Genomic DNA, 16,908 nt, shown 5'->3' with positions numbered 1-16,908 from the left:
ATCGCGCGCGGGCGCAAGGGCCAAGCGGAAATTGTCGGGCTAGGCGGGCCTTATAGGCAATGGCGGGACGCTACGGAACCCCGAAAATGACGATTGCGCAGGTTCTTGCCGGCTTTTGGCGGCCTCGACCGGCCGGCAGCCGCGATGCGCGCGAGACAGGCGGGCGAAAGAGGTGGCATGGCGCACGCCGGGGCGTTGGGTGTAAGCTTGCCCGGGCCTGCCGGATGGCAGAGGAAAGGCGGGCGGGCGCCGCGCGCGAGCCGGAGGAGCGATGAGCGGTCCAGTGCACCCGATGGCCTATCCGCCGCTCAACACGCTGAAGCCGGTGGCCGAGGATCTGTGGATCGTCGACGGTCCGGTGATCCGCTTCGGCATGCCCTGGCCGAAGATGTCGTTCCCGACGCGCATGACGATCATCCGGCTGAGCGACGGCGGGCTGTTCGTGCATTCACCGACGCATCTGACGGAGGATCTGCGTGCCGAGGTGGACGCGCTGGGGCCGGTGCGTTTCATCATCGGGCCGAACCGCATCCACTATTGGTGGATACCCTACTGGCACGCCGCCTATCCGCAGGCCGCGGTGTGGCTGGCGCCGCGCATTCACGAGCAGGCGCGCGGGCATATCGATTTCCCGACGCGCGAGATCACTGGCGCGACCGGCTATCCCTGGGATGCGGAGATCGCAACGCTGCCGGTCACCGGCAGCTTCATGACCGAGGTGGCGTTCTTCCACCGCGCCAGCCGGACGCTGGTGCTGACGGATTTCATCGAGAATTTCGAGCCCGGCAGAATGTCCTGGTGGATGCGCCTACTGACCAGGATCGGCGGGGTCAGCGATCCGGATGGGCGGATGCCGCGCGACATGCGGCTGACCTTCGCAAAGCAGCGGCCGGCGCTGAAGGCCGCCGTGCGCACGATGATCGGCTGGGCGCCGGAGCGGGTGATCATCGCGCACGGGCGCTGGTATCGCCGCGACGGGAAGCGGGAACTGGAGCGGGCCTTCCGCTGGCTGCTGGGCGGAGAAGGCGGCTGAAGCTCAATGGCCCGAGGTGAGTTTCAGGCCGATCATGCCGGCCAGCAGCAGGGCGGCGCTGAGGAGGCGGCCGGCGGTGACGGGCTCTCCCATCATGGCGATGCCGACGAGGAAGGCGCCGACGGCGCCGATGCCCGTCCAGATCGCATAGGCGGTACCGAGCGGCAGGGAGCGCATGGCGAGCGCCAGCAGCCAGAAGCTGCCGACCATGGCGACGGCCATCAGGGCCGTCGGGGCGAGCTTCGTGAAGCCGTGCGATTCCTTCATCAAGGTTGCCCAGGCGACTTCGAGAAGCCCGGCAACGCCGAGATAGAGCCACGCCATGTCAAAGCTCCTGTGTTGGGACGAGACGCGCGATCGGAGGGGAAATCAGGCGGTCGTCGCCAGCCGCTTTTCAGGCGGGGGCAACGTGATCGCCGTGGCGATGATCGAATCGAGCAGGCCCGGAAAGCGGGCGTCGAGATCGGCGCGGCGCAGCGAGATCAGGCGCGCCGTGCCGCGCGGCTCGACGCGGATGATGCCCGCCTCGCGCATCTTGGCGAAGTGATAGGACAGGTTCGACTTGGAGGCGAGGTCGATGAAGTTGGAGCAGGCGAGGGCCGTTCCCTCGCGGCGCGCCAGATCGCCGAGGATGGCAAGCCGGGTCGGATCGCCGAGAACGGCGAGCACATGGGGAAGGCTGATCTGGTCGACGGTCGGGTGCGGCAACATGATGGGGACAAACTAAGCGATCCGGCGGGGGATGCAAGGCACCGCGACCCCGTGTCGCCGTCGCGCGGGCTGACATGGGCTGGCAGGAGGCGGCGCCGGCAGATTGACAAAGGAGCCGTTCAGGTTCAATAGTTCAATATATTTTGAACAAGGTTCTTTTCCTTCATGGACAGACGTCTTTTCCTGCTGGCGCTCGGCGCCTTCGCAGTCAGCACGGTCGCTTTCGTCTTTGCCGGCCTGCTGCCGCTGATTTCCGCCGATACGGGCGTGACGGTGGCGCAGGCCGGCTATCTCGTCTCGGCCTATTCGCTCGCCTATGCGATCGGCACGCCCATTCTCTCGGCCGTGACCGGCGGGATGAACCGGCGTCGGGCGATCGCGCTCGCCCTGGCGTTCTTCGCCGCCGGCAACCTCACCGCGGCGCTCAGCACCGGGTTTCTGCCGCTGTTCGGCGCGCAGGTGGTGATCGGCATGGCGGGCGGGCTCTTTGCCGCCACCGCCCAGGCCGCTGCCGTCGCGCTGGCCGGTCCCGAGCGGCGGGCGGCGGCGATTTCCGTCGTCGTCGGCGGCACCACCTTCGCGCTGGCCTTCGGTGCGCCCGCCGGCTCGCTTCTGGCGCATCTCGTTGGCTGGCGTGGAGCCTTCTTCGGCCTGGCGATCGTGGGCGCCCTGTGCCTCGCTGCGCTGTGGATCTGGTTGCCGCGCGATCTGTCCGGCTCGCACTCCTCGCTCGGCGAGCGCCTGATGGTGGTGCGCCGGCCGGGCGTGCCGAGCGCCGTCCTCGTGTCGCTGCTCTACCTCGTCGGCGGTTTCGCCATCATCGCCTATCTCGGTCCGATTGTGGTCGACGGCGTCGGGCTTCCGGCCGAATACCTGCCGGCGGTGCTGCTCGCCTACGGGGTCGGCGCGATTCTGGGCAACTACACGAGCGGCCGGCTGGCCGACCGGCTGGGCGCCACCCGTGTGGTGGTCTGCTCGATGCTCGCCGCGTCGATCTTCGCGCTCGGCTTTTCGGCGATCATGAAATTCGTGCCGGACGGCATCGCCGGGCCGCTGCTGGTGGCGCTGATCGTGCCTTGGGGCTTCATCGGCTGGACCTTTCCGCCGGCGCAGGCAAGCCGGCTGGTCGGCTTCGCCCCCGACGTTGCCGGGCTGACGCTTGCCCTCAACGCCTCGGCGATCTATTTCGGCATCGGCCTTGGAACGCTGATCGGTGGCCGGGTTCTGGAATATGCGGACGTTTCCGATCTCGGCATCGCCGGCGCCGCGTTTCCCCTCATGGCGCTGGTCGTGCTGCATCTGGCGCGGCGCGAGCGCCGGGTGGCGCTGACGGGGTGAGGTGCGCGGGCCGGATCTCCCGGCTATAAGGGCCGTTCATCGTGATGCCGACCTGCAAGCGACGAGCCCCGGGGACAGAATGCAACTGCGCCATCTCAAGACCTTCGCGGCGGTCGCCGACACGCTCAACCTCACGCGCGCGGGCGAGCGCGTCCATCTCTCGCAGTCGAGCGTGACGGAGCAGATCCAGGCGCTGGAGGCGGATCTCGGCGTGCCGCTCTTCGACCGGTCTCGCCGCCGGCTCGCCCTGACGCCGGCAGGCCAAAGGCTGCTCGGCTATGCGACCGAGCTGCTCACCCTTGCCGACGAGGCGCGCGCTGCGGTCGCTGATGTCTCGGCGACCATCTCCGGACGGCTCGTCGTCGGGGGCCTCGAAACGCTCTGCTCGACCAGATTGCCGGATCTGCTCGCCGCGTTCAGCCGCCGGTGTCCGGCCGTCGAGATCAGGCTGACCACCGCCGACAGCGGAAGCCTGCGCAACGGGGTCCGCAACGGCGACCTGGACGTCGGTTTCATTTTCGGCGCTGCGCCCGCCGCGCCTGGCGTGCGCAGCGAAGCGGTCGCCGAGGAGCGCCTGCTGGTGATCCTGCCCGCCAACCATCGGCTCGCCGATCGCGCGGCGATCGGGCCGGGCGAGCTTGCCGACGAAGCGTTTGCGGTGACCGAACCCGGCTGCGTCTACCGCAAGATGTTCGATGAAGCGTTCGCCGACACCCGGCCGGAGCGGCCGAGATTGATCGGCGAATACGGCAGCATCGGATCGATCCGGGGGATCGTCGAGGTGGGTGCCGGCTGTGCGCTCGTGCCGCGGTCGGCGCTTGCCGGGCAATCCGCCAATGTCGCCGCCCTGCCATGGTCGGGTCCGCACGCCACGACGCCCGTCACGATGATGTGGCGGCACCGGCGCACGCAGTCTCCGGCGGCGCGGGCATTCCTGGCCGCCGCGAGGGAACATCTTGGCGATCAGACCAGGCGCTGACCGCCGTCGACATGGACCACCGTTCCCGACATGAACCCGTTGCGCATGACCGCTTCGATGGCCTGTGCGATGTCGACCGGCCGGCCGATGCGGCCGACCGGCAGGCGCGCCGCCATGGCCTGCAGCGCCGCATCCTTTCCTTCCCCGGCGACCGCGTCCCAGATCGGCGTGTCGACCCAGCCGGGCGAAACGGCGTTGACGCGGATCGGCGCGAGCTCGACGGCAAGCGCGTAAACGAGCGATTCGATCGCGCCGTTGATGGCGGCCACGACAGAGCCCTTGGGCGCGGGCCGATAGGCCGCGATCCCGGATGTGAAGGTGATCGATCCGCCGGCCGCGAGGCGCGGCGCACCGTGCTTGGCGACGAGGACGGGTGCGACCACCTTGGAATCGATCACGCGCCGCGCCGTCGCGACAGCCATCTCGGACAGGGGAACATAGACGCCGCCGACGTCGGCGGCGGTCGAGACGATGTGATGCAGGTCGCCGATCGAGGCGAACAGGCGCTCGACCTCGTCTTCTGACGTCGCGTCCGCGGCGACGGCCTCAAGCCCCGGCGCGTGGCCGAGCATGTCGCATGCCCGGGCGAGCCGTTCCGGCGAACGGCCGACGATGGTGACGGCGTGCCCTGAAGCAAGCAGGTTTCCGGCAAGCGCCAGTCCCATGCCCGAACTGCCGCCGACGACAAGGATGTGCTCGCGTGTGTTTTCGCCTGGCATGGTGGTCTCCTTCAATTTTCCGATCCGCTGCAGGGCGCGTGATGCCGCGCCGGCGAGCGAGGTCTAGCCGGACGAAGACCGGCTGGGGAAACGGGAAGATACGATTGCTTGCATCGGAAAAGCCGATGATCGTCGATGCCGGTGAGGATCCGCGGCCCTCATGGTGCGGGCGCCGCTGGCGGCGAGTTTCTCTTGCGTGCGGGGCGAATCTTGTTCAACTTGCGGCAGTGAAGCTGCGGCTCTGCGCCGTTGAGCCGCGTGCTGATGCCGGGCGGTACCGTCCGGCGCAACATGCTGTCATGAGCAGCCGGGAGTCGAATGCATGCGCTGGAAGGGTCGTCGTCAAAGCAGCAACGTCGAGGATCGTCGCGGCGAGGGCGGTGGTGGCGGCATGTTTCCGGGCGGCTTCGGTCGCCCCGGCGGGCGGGTGCGCCTGCCGATGGGCGGCTCGCGCAGCGCCGGCGGCGGCTTATCGGGCATCATCGTCCTGGTGGTGCTGTTCTTCGTCCTGAGGGCCTGCGGCATCGACCCGCTGGAGATGCTGGCGGGCGGCCCGACCGGAGGCCCGACCACGCAGCAGACGACGACCACATCCGCCGCCGACGACGAGATGAAGCAGTTCGTCAGTGTCGTCCTGGCGGAGACCGAGGACACCTGGAAAGGCATCTTCGAAGCGCAGGGGCTGAATTACAAGGAGCCGTCGATGGTGCTGTTCACCGACGGCGTGCGCTCGGCCTGCGGCTTCGCCTCGGCGGCCAGCGGGCCGTTCTATTGCCCAGGCGACCAGAAGGTCTATCTCGATCTCGGCTTCTTCAACCAGCTTGCGCGCCAGTTCGGCGCCTCCGGCGATTTCGCGCAGGCCTATGTGGTGGCGCATGAGGTCGGCCACCACGTGCAGAACGTGACGGGCATCCTGCCGCGCTTCAACGAGATGCGCCAGCGGATGAGCCAGGCAGAGGCCAACGCCATGTCGATCCGCGTCGAGCTGCAGGCGGATTGCTTCGCCGGCATCTGGGCGCACTACACCGGCCAGAAAGGGCTGCTCGAAAGCGGCGATATCGAGGAGGCCCTGAACGCCGCCAACCAGATCGGCGACGACACGTTGCAGCGCCGCACCCAGGGTTACGTGGTGCCGGAGAGCTTTAACCATGGCACGTCGGAACAGCGGCGGACATGGTTTGCGCGGGGGCTCAAGAGCGGACGGCTGGCCGATTGCGATACGTTCAACGATCCCGTTTGAACCTAGTGGTGCGATCCTGACAGATGGTACCCATCTGTCAGGAAAAATCGCCCCACTCGGGTAATAGCTAGGCCGGCGGTTCCGCCGCGATCTGAAAAGGCGGTACGGAGCATGTTTGGATTCGGAAGGATAGCCGCACTCGCGGTGACGCTGGCCTGCGGCCTGGCCACCTCGCAGGCGCCGGAACTGGCGCAGCAGTACAGGCAGCGCCTCAACGGCGCGATGCAGGAACTGGAGCAGGTGGTCGCGGCCTTCGATGCCGATGCGACGAACAACAAGCTGACGCGGGACGAGGTTCTCAAGGTCTACGACGCCTCGACGGTGCCGGTGCTGCGCGACCGCGGCCGCTCGATGCGTGCCGCCTTCGACCGCTTCGACCGGCTGGTCCGCCACGCGGCCCTGTTCGAGGACCTGTCGCCGGTGGCGCGCCCGCTGGCCCTGGTGAGAAGCCCGGACACGATGGTCCTCAAGGGAACGCTTGCCGATTTCGAGCCTGCCGTGCCGATCACCCCGCACGGCCTGATCTGGACCGGCGTCGGGCTGCTGTTCGGGTTCGGCCTCTTCAAGGGGCTGGCATTGCTCCTGCGGCGACGTGGGCCGCGCGTTTTCGTGCAACGCCGCCCCTTGTAAAATCCGGCGCCGTTCGGACCGCTCAGACGGCGGGGGCGCCCTGCCGCTCGCGGATCAGGTCGGCGAAGCGGCGGAAGAGATAGTGCGAATCCTGCGGGCCGGGCGAAGCCTCCGGATGGTGCTGGACCGAGAAGACCGGCCGGCCGGTGATCGTCAGGCCGCAATTCGATCCGTCGAACAACGAGACATGGGTCTCCTCCACCCCTTCGGGCAGGGTGTCCCCGTCGACGGCGAAGCCGTGGTTCATGGACACGATTTCCACTTTGCCGGTGGTGAAGTCCTTGACCGGATGGTTGGCGCCGTGATGGCCCTGATGCATCTTCACCGTCTTGGCGCCCAGCGCCAGCGCCAGCATCTGGTGGCCGAGGCAGATGCCGAAAAGCGGAATCTCGGTCTTCAGGAGCTCGCGGATCATCGGCACGGCATAGTCGGCGGTGGCGGCCGGGTCGCCGGGACCATTGGACAGGAAGACGCCGTCCGGCCGCATGGCCAGGATATCGGCGGCATCGGTCCGTGCCGGGACGACCGTCACCTTGGCGCCGAGCCCGGCCAGAAGCCGCAGGATGTTGCGCTTGGCGCCATAGTCGACGGCGACGATGTGCATGCTCGGCTCGCCGAGATTGCCATAGCCTTCGTTCCAGACCCACGGGGTCTCTCTCCAGCTCTGGGACTGGCCGGACGTGACCTCTTTCGCAAGGTCGAGGCCGACGAGGCCGGACCAGGCGCTGGCCCTGGCCTTCAGCGCCTCGATGTCGAACACGCCGTCGGGACTGTGGGCGATGACCGCATTGGCAGCGCCCTTCTCGCGCAGGAGCGCGGTCAGCGCCCGCGTGTCGACGCCGCTGATGGCGACGATGCCGCGCCGCTTGAGCCACTCGTCGAAATGGGTGGCGGCGCGGTAGTTCGACGGGTTGGAGATGTCGGCACGGAAAACCGCACCGACCGCCCCGGCGCGGGCGGCCGGGTTGAGATCCTCGATGTCCTCGTCATTGGCGCCGACATTGCCGATGTGCGGGAAGGTGAAGGTGACGATCTGGCCGGCATAGGACGGATCTGTGAGGATCTCCTCATAGCCGGTGAGCGCGGTGTTGAAGCACAACTCGCCGATCGCTTCCCCGCCGGCGCCGAGCCCGCGGCCCTCGATGACGGTGCCGTCGGCGAGAACGATCAGGGCGGTGGGCCGGGTTTCGCTCCAGGGGGCGGTGCTGGTCACCATGGGATTGTCTCCGTCCTTGTGGGTCGAGGCGCGCGGCGGCGTTTGCGCGCCCGGCGCTCGTGGCCATCGTCTGTGCATGATGCTTGTGAGCTTCCGGTTCTCACTTTTTCCCGTCGAGCGCAAGAGCCCCTTGAAAGAAGGGGCCGCATGGGCCATATGGCGCAGCGAAAAGTGTCGAGACCGAGACCGGCTGACGGTCTGCCCGGCACGAAACCATGATCGTCCATGCAGGGCGCGGACGGTTGGCACAGGCGAAAGAGCGATCACGTGTCGTTGGAAAATATTTATTGTAATATTTACAACGACTTATCAAATCGCTAGCGCTTGCTTCAGAAACCAGCCAGAGCTATGTTGACCCTGCGACGGGAGACAAATGTTATGCGCGAGCTATTCGCCAAGGCGTTGAACGACGCCGTGAAACAAAAGGACAAACGCCGCATTTCGACGCTGCGGCTCATCCAGACGGCCATCAAGGATCGCGACATCGCCAATCGCGGCGCCGGCAAGGACCCGGTCAGCGACGAGGAGATTCTGCAGATTCTCGTCAAGATGGCGAAGCAGCGCGAGGAATCGGCGCGGGCGTTCGAGGAGGGCAACCGCCTTGAGCTGGCCGAGCAGGAGCGCGAGGAAATCGCCATCATCTCCGAATTCCTGCCCAAGCAGCTTGGCGAGGATGACGTGAAGAAGGTCTGCGCCCAGGTGGTGCAGGAAATGGGCGCCGACGGGCTGCGCGACATGGGCCGCTGCATGAACATGCTGAAGGCGAAGTTTCCCGGCCGCATGGATTTCGGCAAGGCGAGCGGCATCGTCAAAGGCATGCTGCGCTGAACGCAGAGGCGCGAAGAAAAAAGCCCCGCTCAGGCGGGGTTTTTTGTTCCGGGGGCGTGTTTTTCAAGCGCATGACGCCCTTGCACATCGAATGGCGGGTCGCCTCCTGTGAATACCGTTAAGACGTGGCAGATCGCGCTTACGCCGGCGCGGTCGATCATGCTTATATGAGACCGTAACCTGAAAAGAACGACTGTCATGCGCTTTCCGAACGCCTTTCTGGACGAGCTCCGCGACCGCGTGCCGATCTCGCAGGTCGTGGGATCGCGCGTGACCTTCGATCGGCGCAAGACGAATGCCTCGCGCGGTGACTACTGGGCCTGCTGTCCGTTTCACGGCGAGAACACGCCGAGCTTTCACTGCGAGGACAGGAAGGGCCGCTACCACTGCTTCGGCTGCGGGGTTTCGGGCGATCATTTCCGCTTCCTGTCGGAATTGGACGGGATCAGCTTTCCAGAGGCCGTGGAGCGCGTCGCCGACATGGCCGGCGTGCCGATGCCGGAGCGCGATCCGCAGGCCGAGCGCCGCGAGAAGGAACGCGCCTCGCTGACCGACGTGATGGAGATGGCGGTGCGCTTCTTCCAGGAGATGCTGCAGGCGCAGGCGGGAGCCGCGGCACGCGCCTATCTGCGCGGGCGTGGCCTGTCGAGCGCCACGCAGCAGGCGTTTCGCCTCGGTTACGCGCCGCCCGGCCGCAACGCGCTGAAGGAGCATCTGGCCGCGAAAGGCGTGACGAAGGAGCAGATCGAGGCCTGCGGGCTGGTCGTGTTCGGCCCCGACATCCCCGTCTCCTACGACCGTTTCCGCGACCGCATCATGTTTCCGATCGAGGACGCGCGTGGCCGGGTGATCGCGTTCGGGGGGCGGGCGCTGTCGGCGGACGTGCCGGCGAAGTATCTCAACTCGCCCGACACCGAGCTCTTCCACAAGGGGACCGTGCTCTACAACCTGGCGCGTGCGCGGCGCAGCGTGGCCAAGGGCGGCACGGTGATCGCCGTGGAAGGCTACATGGACGTGATCGGGCTGGCGCAGGCGGGCTTCGACAATGCGGTCGCCCCCCTCGGCACGGCGCTGACGGAAAACCAGCTCGATCTCCTGTGGCGCATGGCCGGCGAGCCGGTTCTGTGCTTCGATGGCGACGAGGCGGGCCTGCGCGCCGCCTGGCGTGCCGCCGACCTGGCGTTGCCGCTGGTGCAGCCGGGCCGGTCCCTGCGCTTCGCGCTGCTGCCGGAGGGTAAGGATCCCGACGACCTGGTGCGTGAGATGGGGCCGGACGCCTTCGCCACGACGCTGGCCAATGCGCGGCCGCTGGCCGACCTGCTGTGGATGCGCGAGACCTCGGGCAAGGTGTTCGACACGCCGGAGCGGCGTGCAGAGCTTGAGAAGAACCTGCAGGCGCTGACGGCGCGCATCGGCGACGAGAACCTTCGCCGCCACTATGCACAGGACATGCGCGAGCGGGCGAGGGCGTTCTTCGGCAGCGAGGCGCCGCAGCGGCGCGGGCAGGGCGGCGGTTTCCGCGAGGGGGGCGGCAAACGCGGCGGCACGGGCCGTCCGGGCGGCGCGTCGGGCCGGCTCGCGGTCTCGGAGAGTCTAGCGCGTTCGGCGATGGTGCGCAGCTCCGCGCCCGCCATGCCGCTGCGCGAGGCGACGCTGATGGTCTCGCTGATCAACCATCCGGTGCTGATCGACGAGTTTTTCGACGCGGTCGACCAGATGACGCTGGCGAGCGCCGATCTCGGCCGGTTGCGCGCCGTGGTCCTCGACGCGGTGGCGCACAATCCGCAGCACGACCGGGCGCTCCTTCTGGCCTGCATCGAGGCGGCCGGCCTGTCGGCCGTCTGGGCGCAGGCGGAAGCGCGGGTGAAGTCCGCCTATCAGTGGCCGGCACTGGAAACGGCGGCGTTCGAGGATGCGCGGGAGGCCTTCGGACAGACGCTCTACTTGCACCGGCGCGCAGGCTCTCTACATAAGGAGCTGAAAGCAGCCGAGATGGCGCTGGCGACGGACTGGAACGAAGAGGATGCGCGGCATCTGGTGGAAATCCAGGCGGAGCTCGGCAATCTCCAAGCGACCGAGGCGCTGATCGAAGGCTTCGGCATTCTTTCGGGACGGGCGAATCGCTCCTGACCCGGTGGATTGCTTTTTGGACTTTGTGGGGTCCGGAGCGCTCCAGGACACGATATTCGGTGTCTGATTCGCTTTTTTGGCGCGAATCATGGCAGAGCGGCTTGACCTCGCGGCGGATTAGCGGAATCAGGATCGATTCGACACAATGGTGCCGTGCGCGAAGGCGCGGTGCGACAGAACAAGAGCAAGATACCGGAACTGGACGACACAGGGAGCCCGCCTAAGTATCAGGGTTAAGCGGGCATTAACGCGGCCGAAGCTAGATCACGAATCAGGTTGCAGATGCCGCTACGGACGGCCGTGGGAGCGGCGGCGACGGGGTGGCAGAAACCCCGCTCGGTTGGAGAAGGCAAAGCATGGCGACAAAAGAGAAGGAAGAGGTCGAGAACGAACGCGAGGGCTCCGACGGCCCGCTGCTCGACCTTTCCGACGACGCAGTCAAGAAAATGATCAAGGCCGCCAAGAAGCGCGGCTATGTGACGATGGACGAGCTGAATGCCGTCCTCCCCTCCGGCGAGGTGAGTTCCGAGCAGATCGAAGACACGATGGCGATGCTGTCCGACATGGGCATCAACGTCGTGGAAGACGATGAGGCGGTCGAGGACGGCGATTCGTCCGACGACAGCGAGGAAAGCAACGAACTGGCGGGAACGTCAGGCACCGCGCTCGCGACGGCGACCAAGAAGGAGCCGACCGACCGGACCGACGATCCGGTGCGCATGTATCTGCGCGAGATGGGCTCGGTCGAGCTCTTGTCGCGCGAGGGCGAGATCGCCATCGCCAAGCGCATCGAGGCCGGCCGCGAGACCATGATCGCCGGTCTTTGCGAAAGCCCGCTGACCTTCCAGGCGCTGATCATCTGGCGCGACGAGCTGACCGACGGCAAGATCCTCTTGCGCGAGATCATCGATCTGGAGGCGACCTATGCCGGCCCCGAGGCCAAGCAGGCGCCTGTCGTGCAGCGTCCCGACGAGGACGCCAAACCGGCCGAAGAAAAGCCCAAGCGTGCGCGCGGCGGCGACGACATCACCGATGTCGGCGGCGAGAGCCAGCCCGAGGAAGAGGACGAGGAAGAGGACGAGGCCAATCTGTCGCTCGCCGCGATGGAAGCCGAGCTCAAGCCGGGCGTCATGGAGACGCTCGATTTCATCGCCGACACCTACAAGAAGCTGCGCAAGCTGCAGGACCAGGAGGTCGAGTCGAGCCTTGCCGACGGCGACAGCCTGTCGGCGAGCCAGGAGCGTCGCTACAAGCAGTTGAAGAGCGAGCTGATCACCTCGGTGAAATCGCTGTCGCTGAACAACGCCCGCATCGAGACGCTCGTCGAGCAGCTCTACGACATCAACAAGCGCCTCGTGCAGAACGAGGGCCGCCTGCTGCGCCTGGCCGAAAGCTATGGCGTGAGGCGCGACGACTTCCTGAAGGAATATCAGGGCTCTGAGCTCGACCCGAACTGGACGGAGCGCATCGCGACGCTTTCTTCCAGGGGTTGGAAGGAGTTCACCAGGAACGAAGGGAAGGCGATCGACAATCTGCGTGCAGAGATCCAGAATCTCGCGCAGGAAACGGCGATCTCCATCGGCGAGTTCCGACGCATCGTCAACCAGGTGCAGAAGGGCGAGCGCGAGGCGGCCATCGCCAAGAAGGAGATGGTGGAGGCCAATCTGCGCCTCGTCATCTCCATCGCCAAGAAGTACACGAATCGTGGCCTGCAGTTCCTGGATCTGATCCAGGAGGGCAATATCGGCCTGATGAAGGCGGTCGACAAGTTCGAATACCGCCGCGGCTACAAGTTCTCCACCTACGCGACGTGGTGGATCCGGCAGGCGATCACCCGCTCGATCGCCGACCAGGCGCGCACGATCCGCATTCCGGTGCACATGATCGAGACGATCAACAAGATCGTCCGCACCTCGCGCCAGATGCTGCACGAGATCGGCCGCGAGCCGACGCCGGAGGAACTGGCCGAGAAGCTCGCCATGCCGCTGGAGAAGGTGCGCAAGGTGCTGAAGATCGCCAAGGAGCCGATCAGCCTCGAGACGCCGGTCGGCGACGAGGAGGATTCGCATCTCGGCGACTTCATCGAGGACAAGATGGCGGTGCTGCCGATCGATGCGGCAATCCAGGCCAACCTGCGCGAGACGACGACGCGGGTGCTGGCCTCGTTGACGCCGCGCGAGGAGCGCGTGCTGCGCATGCGCTTCGGCATCGGCATGAACACCGACCACACGCTGGAAGAAGTCGGCCAGCAGTTTTCGGTGACCCGCGAGCGCATCCGCCAGATCGAGGCGAAGGCGCTCAGGAAGCTGAAGCATCCGAGCCGCTCGCGCAAGCTGAGGAGCTTCCTCGACAGCTGATCGGCGAACGATCGAAACATGAAAAAGCCGGGCCCTGCGCCCGGCTTTTTCATTATGGCTGGGCGGGAAGGACGCTTGTCGCAGGAGCGGCGGGCATCGTGGGAGAATGCCCTACGCCTAATGCGTCGGTTGTCTGCCGGACCGTGCCGGGCGCATAGTTTCGATGGGCGGTACGGGTGAACGATCCGGCGCCGGCGGGCGGGACCCGCCAAGGTCACGCGTCGGCGGGAGGTGTGACATGACCACTTACATCATGCTTTTGAACTGGACGGATCAGGGCATCAGGAACGTGCGCGATTCGCCGAAGCGGCTGGATGCCGCCAAGGCGGCGCTGTCCGAGATGGGCGGCTCCTTCAAGGCCTTCTACCTGACCATGGGCGAGTACGACCTCGTGGCAGTCGCCGAGGCGCCGGACGATGCGGTCGCCGCGCGGTTCGCCTTGGCGATCGGCGCGACCGGCAATGTGCGCAGCGTGACGCTGAAGGCGTTTCCCGAGGCAGCCTATCGGGAGATCATCAGCTCGCTGGGCTGAGGCGTCGGCTTGACAGGCGCTGCCGGGCGGGGCACCACCGGAGCATGCGGCAGACGATCCTTTCTGTTCCATCCGGAGCGGGGTTTTACCAAATCACGCGGCAGGCGGCGCAATTCGTGCAGGCGGCCGGCATCCAGACCGGCCGCCTGACCGTCTTCGCGCGTGCTGCAGCTGGCATGAACGAGACCGCGGGATTTTGCGGCGGCGGCTGTCGGCGGGCGAAAATTGGCGTAAGCTTACCGTAACAAGGGGAGTAACGGCATGTCATTCTTGAAGCGGCTCTTCGGGGGCGGCGGGCAACCCGGCCAGGCAGCGGGCGAGGGCAAGCCCGTGGGGGAGGCCGTCGAGCACAAGGGCTATTCCATCCAGCCGACGCCGTTCGCCGAGGGCGGGCAGTTCCAGACCTGCGCGCTGATCTGGAAGGAGATCGACGGTGTGCGCCGGGAGCATCGCCTGGTGCGCGCCGATCGCTTCCCGAGCGCCGATCTGGCCGCCGAGCACGCGGTGCGCAAGGGGCGTCAGGTGATCGACGAACAGGGCGACAGGATTTTCGACTGAGCCGCAACGATGCCGTTTGACCCGGGGCCCGCCCTCGGGGCAAGGTCGGCACGGGGCATCGCACACCGAGGGGACTGCCGATCTTGATACTGGCCGCATCGCTGTTTCCGCTTCTGTGCTGGGTCTTCTACGCGGTGTTCGCGAGCTGGCTGGAAACGCGCCGCCCGTCGCTGTCGGTCATCATGGGCGCGCAACGCCAGCGCTGGGTGCACAACGCGGTGCGGCGCGAGACGCCGCTCGACGCCATCCTTTCCGGCAACCTGATGGGCGCCGTATCCTTCTTCGCCTCGACCACCGTGCTCATCATCCTGGCGGTGATCGCCGTGTTCGGCCAGATCGATGCCGTGGTGGAGGCGGTGTCGGTGATGCAGCCGGCCCTGGGGATCACCAAGGCGGCGGTGGAACGTCACCTGGTCGTGTTCCTGATCATGTTCGTGATGGCGTTCCTTTCCTTCACGCTCTCGCTGCGTCAGTTCAACCATTTCTGCATCATGCTCGGGGCTGCCGACCATGCCGAGGAGAGCGACCCGGACGAGGTTCGCGTCATGGCGGCGCTCAACACCATCGCTGCGCGCAATTTCAACCACGGCATCCGCGTCTATTATTTCGCGATCGGCATGATCGCCTGGTTCGTCTCTGTGTGGGCCGCCGTCGCCGTGACGGTCGCCGTGTTCGGCGCCATTCTCTACCGCGAGTTCTTCTCTGCCGCGCGCAACCTCGTTGCCGGGCTGAAGCAGGACGTCGCACCGACGGGCGTGAGGCAAGGCCGGCCGCGCCGGCCGCAATAGGCGGCGTTTTCTCAGCCTTTCGAGGCCGTCGCGGCGAGACCCTCGATCAGCCCGGCAAGGGCTGCGGTGCAGGCGCCGGCATCGGCGCCCGCTTCGATCGACAGGGCTGCCCGGTCGAAGGCCGCGGCGAGTAGACCCGTCAGCGGGTCGAGCGGCAGGCGGCGGATGAGGCCGGCGCGCATGCCCGCCGCAAGCCCCTCGCGCAGCGTCCTGTTGCCGTGGCGATCATCGATCTCGTCCATCGCCGCGCGCCCGAGGACGGCGGGTCCGTCGAGCAGCAGGAGCCTCGTCCGCCCCGGCTCGGCCATGGCGGCAAGATAGGCCTTGCCGCCGGCGAGCAGGGCATCGACGGGGGAGGCGGCATCGCCGGAACGGCGCTCGATATCCTCGGCGACCGCAGCCGCCTCGCGCTCGGCGACCGCCTGAAAGAGCGCCTGCTTGTCGGCGAAGTGATGATAGAGGGCGCCGCGCGTCACGCCGGCCGCCGCGACGATCTCCGGCGTGCCGGTTTCGGCGTAGGATTTTTCGACGAACAGCCGCCGCGCCGCGCTGATCAGCTTGTCGCGGGTTTCTTCGGTGCGCTGACGATTGGAACGGCGTGCGGTTCCTTGTTGCATACATGCAGCCTGTATGTTAATGATCATTTACATGCACGCTGTATGTTTAATCCGGACGTTGGGGAATGCAATCCCTTCGTCGGAGCAGATCAGAGCCTTTCATTGCCTTCGAGGAGAAATCGATGAAGTCGACCAGCTACTATCCGGTGATCATGACCGACAAGGTCGCCGCGACGGCCGCGTTTTATCGCCAACATTTCGGCTTTGAGCCGTCGTTCGAGGCGGATTGGTACGTCCATCTCCAGTCGACCGGGAACCGCCGCGTCAACCTGGCGATCCTGGACGGCAGTCACGAGACGGTTCCGGCTGCCGGGCGCGGGCGCGTCAGCGGCCTGATCCTGAATTTCGAGGTGGAGGACGCCGATGCGGAATACGCACGGCTCAAGGCCGCCGGCCTGCCGATCCTGCTCGACCTGCGCGACGAGGAGTTCGGCCAGCGCCACTTCATCACCGCCGATCCGAACGGCGTCCTGATCGACATCATCAAGCCGATCCCGCCGTCTGCGGCGTTCGCCGCGCAATATGCGGCCGGCGCCGCGCCGGAATAGACGCCGACGCGGTGCGGGAGCTTGTAGCTTTTCATCTTGCTTGAAGCGTGGGACGCTCCTTCGGACCCCTCTGGCCTGCCGGCCAGAGGGGGTATGCCACACGCATCCCCAAAACAACAACCGATCCAGCGATACGGCGACGGGCCAGGCCTCAGTCGCCGACGATCGCCCATTTGACGCCGAACGGGTCGCGCACCTCGCCGTAGCGGTCGCCCCAGAACATCTTTTCCAGCGGCACCACGACCTTGACGCCCGCGCCGATCGCGCGGGCCCACCAGCCGTCGACGTCGTCGACCGCCAGCGTCAGGCTGTAGCCCTGGTGCTTCTCGGCCGGGCAGCCGTATTCGGGATAGGGATCGCTCAGCATCAGCGAGCCGCCGTGAATGTAGAGATGGATGTGCATGGTGCGGCCCTGATCATCGACCGGGTGGCGCGCGACCTCCTCGGCGGCGAAGGCTTCTTTGTAGAATTCAGCGGCCTTAACGGCGCCGTCGATCATCAGATAGGGCACCACGCCGCCCAGGACTTCCGGCTTCTCTTCGGTGATGGTTTCGACATTGGACATGGCATCTCTCCTCTTTGCCGGCCCGGTTGCGGGCCCTGCAACAAGGACGAACGGAAAAGCGCCAAGCCGACAGGTGGAGAAAATATTGCGCCCGCACCGCGCCCGCTTTCCGGGCGCGG

General features: G+C 66.5%; 19 protein-coding genes. 13 read left to right on the top strand and 6 right to left on the bottom strand.

All coding sequences use genetic code 11. From position 1 onward, the window contains the following. The first annotated feature begins 271 nt into the window (after nucleotides 1-271). Entirely contained in the window at nucleotides 272-1,033 is a 762-nt protein-coding gene (locus tag NUU27_RS17075; protein WP_257763355.1) for a DUF4336 domain-containing protein, read from the top strand. A gap of 3 nt (nucleotides 1,034-1,036) precedes the next feature. Here the strand turns inward: NUU27_RS17075 and NUU27_RS17070 are convergent, their stop codons facing one another. Then, nucleotides 1,037-1,357, bottom strand: a complete 321-nt coding sequence (locus NUU27_RS17070) for a multidrug efflux SMR transporter (RefSeq protein WP_257763354.1) — start codon at nucleotides 1,355-1,357, stop codon at nucleotides 1,037-1,039. Nucleotides 1,358-1,402: 45 nt separating this feature from the next. Next, a complete protein-coding gene (locus NUU27_RS17065; protein WP_257763367.1) occupies nucleotides 1,403-1,747 on the bottom strand; it encodes a helix-turn-helix transcriptional regulator in 345 nt (114 codons plus the stop codon). A gap of 162 nt (nucleotides 1,748-1,909) precedes the next feature. On the opposite strand from NUU27_RS17065, the gene NUU27_RS17060 reads away from it, so the two are divergent. Both NUU27_RS17060 and NUU27_RS17055 read left to right on the top strand, forming a co-directional pair. Next, complete coding sequence (locus NUU27_RS17060) at nucleotides 1,910-3,082, top strand: MFS transporter (RefSeq protein ID WP_257763353.1); 1,173 nt, start codon at nucleotides 1,910-1,912, stop codon at nucleotides 3,080-3,082. A gap of 79 nt (nucleotides 3,083-3,161) precedes the next feature. Next, nucleotides 3,162-4,061, top strand: a complete 900-nt coding sequence (locus NUU27_RS17055; protein WP_257763352.1) for a LysR family transcriptional regulator — start codon at nucleotides 3,162-3,164, stop codon at nucleotides 4,059-4,061. Here the strand turns inward: NUU27_RS17055 and NUU27_RS17050 are convergent. Continuing rightward, on the bottom strand, nucleotides 4,046-4,780 hold the full coding sequence (locus NUU27_RS17050; RefSeq protein ID WP_257763351.1) for an SDR family oxidoreductase: 735 nt from the start codon (nucleotides 4,778-4,780) through the stop codon (nucleotides 4,046-4,048). The genes NUU27_RS17055 and NUU27_RS17050 overlap by 16 nt on opposite strands. Before the next feature lie 322 nt (nucleotides 4,781-5,102). Here NUU27_RS17050 and NUU27_RS17045 point away from each other — a divergent pair, with 322 nt between their 5' ends. Beyond that, entirely contained in the window at nucleotides 5,103-6,020 is a 918-nt protein-coding gene (locus tag NUU27_RS17045; protein ID WP_257763350.1) for a neutral zinc metallopeptidase, read from the top strand. Nucleotides 6,021-6,131: 111 nt separating this feature from the next. Beyond that, nucleotides 6,132-6,650 (top strand): DUF2937 family protein, encoded by a 519-nt coding sequence (locus tag NUU27_RS17040; RefSeq protein ID WP_257763349.1) that lies wholly within the window; start codon nucleotides 6,132-6,134, stop codon nucleotides 6,648-6,650. 22 nt (nucleotides 6,651-6,672) lie between these two features. On the opposite strand, the gene carA is transcribed toward NUU27_RS17040, so the two are convergent. Further along, entirely contained in the window at nucleotides 6,673-7,866 is a 1,194-nt protein-coding gene (gene carA, locus NUU27_RS17035; RefSeq protein ID WP_257763348.1) for a glutamine-hydrolyzing carbamoyl-phosphate synthase small subunit, read from the bottom strand. Between the two features lie 378 nt (nucleotides 7,867-8,244). On the opposite strand from carA, the gene NUU27_RS17030 reads away from it, so the two are divergent. From NUU27_RS17030 to NUU27_RS17000, 7 genes are all read left to right on the top strand, one after another. Further along, nucleotides 8,245-8,694 (top strand): GatB/YqeY domain-containing protein, encoded by a 450-nt coding sequence (locus NUU27_RS17030; protein WP_257763347.1) that lies wholly within the window; start codon nucleotides 8,245-8,247, stop codon nucleotides 8,692-8,694. 198 nt (nucleotides 8,695-8,892) lie between these two features. Continuing rightward, nucleotides 8,893-10,824 carry a DNA primase gene (gene dnaG / locus NUU27_RS17025; protein WP_257763346.1) on the top strand — a complete coding sequence of 644 codons (1,932 nt, stop codon included), beginning with the start codon at nucleotides 8,893-8,895 and terminating at the stop codon, nucleotides 10,822-10,824. A 356-nt stretch (nucleotides 10,825-11,180) separates the two neighbouring features. Continuing rightward, complete coding sequence (gene rpoD / locus NUU27_RS17020; RefSeq protein ID WP_257763345.1) at nucleotides 11,181-13,181, top strand: RNA polymerase sigma factor RpoD; 2,001 nt, start codon at nucleotides 11,181-11,183, stop codon at nucleotides 13,179-13,181. 238 nt (nucleotides 13,182-13,419) lie between these two features. Next, nucleotides 13,420-13,713, top strand: a complete 294-nt coding sequence (locus tag NUU27_RS17015) for a GYD domain-containing protein (RefSeq protein WP_257763344.1) — start codon at nucleotides 13,420-13,422, stop codon at nucleotides 13,711-13,713. A gap of 44 nt (nucleotides 13,714-13,757) precedes the next feature. Continuing rightward, nucleotides 13,758-13,958, top strand: coding sequence for a hypothetical protein (locus tag NUU27_RS17010; protein ID WP_257763343.1), 201 nt, complete (start codon nucleotides 13,758-13,760; stop codon nucleotides 13,956-13,958). 16 nt (nucleotides 13,959-13,974) lie between these two features. Further along, a complete protein-coding gene (locus NUU27_RS17005; protein WP_257763342.1) occupies nucleotides 13,975-14,271 on the top strand; it encodes an HlyU family transcriptional regulator in 297 nt (98 codons plus the stop codon). Nucleotides 14,272-14,354: 83 nt separating this feature from the next. Further along, nucleotides 14,355-15,059: a DUF599 domain-containing protein gene (locus NUU27_RS17000; RefSeq protein ID WP_257763341.1), complete on the top strand. Its 705-nt coding sequence runs from the start codon at nucleotides 14,355-14,357 to the stop codon at nucleotides 15,057-15,059. A gap of 11 nt (nucleotides 15,060-15,070) precedes the next feature. On the opposite strand, the gene NUU27_RS16995 is transcribed toward NUU27_RS17000, so the two are convergent. Continuing rightward, complete coding sequence (locus NUU27_RS16995; RefSeq protein WP_257763340.1) at nucleotides 15,071-15,676, bottom strand: TetR/AcrR family transcriptional regulator; 606 nt, start codon at nucleotides 15,674-15,676, stop codon at nucleotides 15,071-15,073. A gap of 122 nt (nucleotides 15,677-15,798) precedes the next feature. Here NUU27_RS16995 and NUU27_RS16990 point away from each other — a divergent pair, with 122 nt between their 5' ends. Then, nucleotides 15,799-16,224 (top strand): VOC family protein, encoded by a 426-nt coding sequence (locus NUU27_RS16990; RefSeq protein ID WP_257763339.1) that lies wholly within the window; start codon nucleotides 15,799-15,801, stop codon nucleotides 16,222-16,224. A gap of 151 nt (nucleotides 16,225-16,375) precedes the next feature. Here NUU27_RS16990 and NUU27_RS16985 read toward each other — a convergent pair whose 3' ends face one another. Further along, complete coding sequence (locus NUU27_RS16985) at nucleotides 16,376-16,789, bottom strand: glyoxalase/bleomycin resistance/extradiol dioxygenase family protein (RefSeq protein ID WP_257763338.1); 414 nt, start codon at nucleotides 16,787-16,789, stop codon at nucleotides 16,376-16,378. Nucleotides 16,790-16,908: the final 119 nt, after the last annotated feature.

It is taken from the genome of Nitratireductor sp. ZSWI3 (assembly GCF_024655565.1).
Classification (GTDB): Bacteria; Pseudomonadota; Alphaproteobacteria; order Rhizobiales; family Rhizobiaceae; genus Nitratireductor.
The sequence above is the reverse complement of the archived record's forward strand: the minus strand, read 5'-3'. Positions and strand labels throughout refer to the sequence as shown.

Bases quoted from the DNA above. Each gene is read 5' to 3' on its own strand.
- NUU27_RS17075 (WP_257763355.1), top strand. From the start codon at position 272: ATGAGCGGTCCAGTGCACCCGATGGCCTATCCGCCGCTCAACACGCTG.
- NUU27_RS17070 (WP_257763354.1), bottom strand. From the start codon at position 1,357: ATGGCGTGGCTCTATCTCGGCGTTGCCGGGCTTCTCGAAGTCGCCTGG.
- NUU27_RS17060 (WP_257763353.1), top strand. From the start codon at position 1,910: ATGGACAGACGTCTTTTCCTGCTGGCGCTCGGCGCCTTCGCAGTCAGC.
- NUU27_RS17055 (WP_257763352.1), top strand. From the start codon at position 3,162: ATGCAACTGCGCCATCTCAAGACCTTCGCGGCGGTCGCCGACACGCTC.
- NUU27_RS17050 (WP_257763351.1), bottom strand. From the start codon at position 4,780: ATGCCAGGCGAAAACACACGCGAGCACATCCTTGTCGTCGGCGGCAGT.
- NUU27_RS17045 (WP_257763350.1), top strand. From the start codon at position 5,103: ATGCGCTGGAAGGGTCGTCGTCAAAGCAGCAACGTCGAGGATCGTCGC.
- NUU27_RS17040 (WP_257763349.1), top strand. From the start codon at position 6,132: ATGTTTGGATTCGGAAGGATAGCCGCACTCGCGGTGACGCTGGCCTGC.
- carA (WP_257763348.1), bottom strand. From the start codon at position 7,866: ATGGTGACCAGCACCGCCCCCTGGAGCGAAACCCGGCCCACCGCCCTG.
- NUU27_RS17030 (WP_257763347.1), top strand. From the start codon at position 8,245: ATGCGCGAGCTATTCGCCAAGGCGTTGAACGACGCCGTGAAACAAAAG.
- dnaG (WP_257763346.1), top strand. From the start codon at position 8,893: ATGCGCTTTCCGAACGCCTTTCTGGACGAGCTCCGCGACCGCGTGCCG.
- rpoD (WP_257763345.1), top strand. From the start codon at position 11,181: ATGGCGACAAAAGAGAAGGAAGAGGTCGAGAACGAACGCGAGGGCTCC.
- NUU27_RS17015 (WP_257763344.1), top strand. From the start codon at position 13,420: ATGACCACTTACATCATGCTTTTGAACTGGACGGATCAGGGCATCAGG.
- NUU27_RS17010 (WP_257763343.1), top strand. From the start codon at position 13,758: ATGCGGCAGACGATCCTTTCTGTTCCATCCGGAGCGGGGTTTTACCAA.
- NUU27_RS17005 (WP_257763342.1), top strand. From the start codon at position 13,975: ATGTCATTCTTGAAGCGGCTCTTCGGGGGCGGCGGGCAACCCGGCCAG.
- NUU27_RS16995 (WP_257763340.1), bottom strand. From the start codon at position 15,676: ATGCAACAAGGAACCGCACGCCGTTCCAATCGTCAGCGCACCGAAGAA.
- NUU27_RS16990 (WP_257763339.1), top strand. From the start codon at position 15,799: ATGAAGTCGACCAGCTACTATCCGGTGATCATGACCGACAAGGTCGCC.
- NUU27_RS16985 (WP_257763338.1), bottom strand. From the start codon at position 16,789: ATGTCCAATGTCGAAACCATCACCGAAGAGAAGCCGGAAGTCCTGGGC.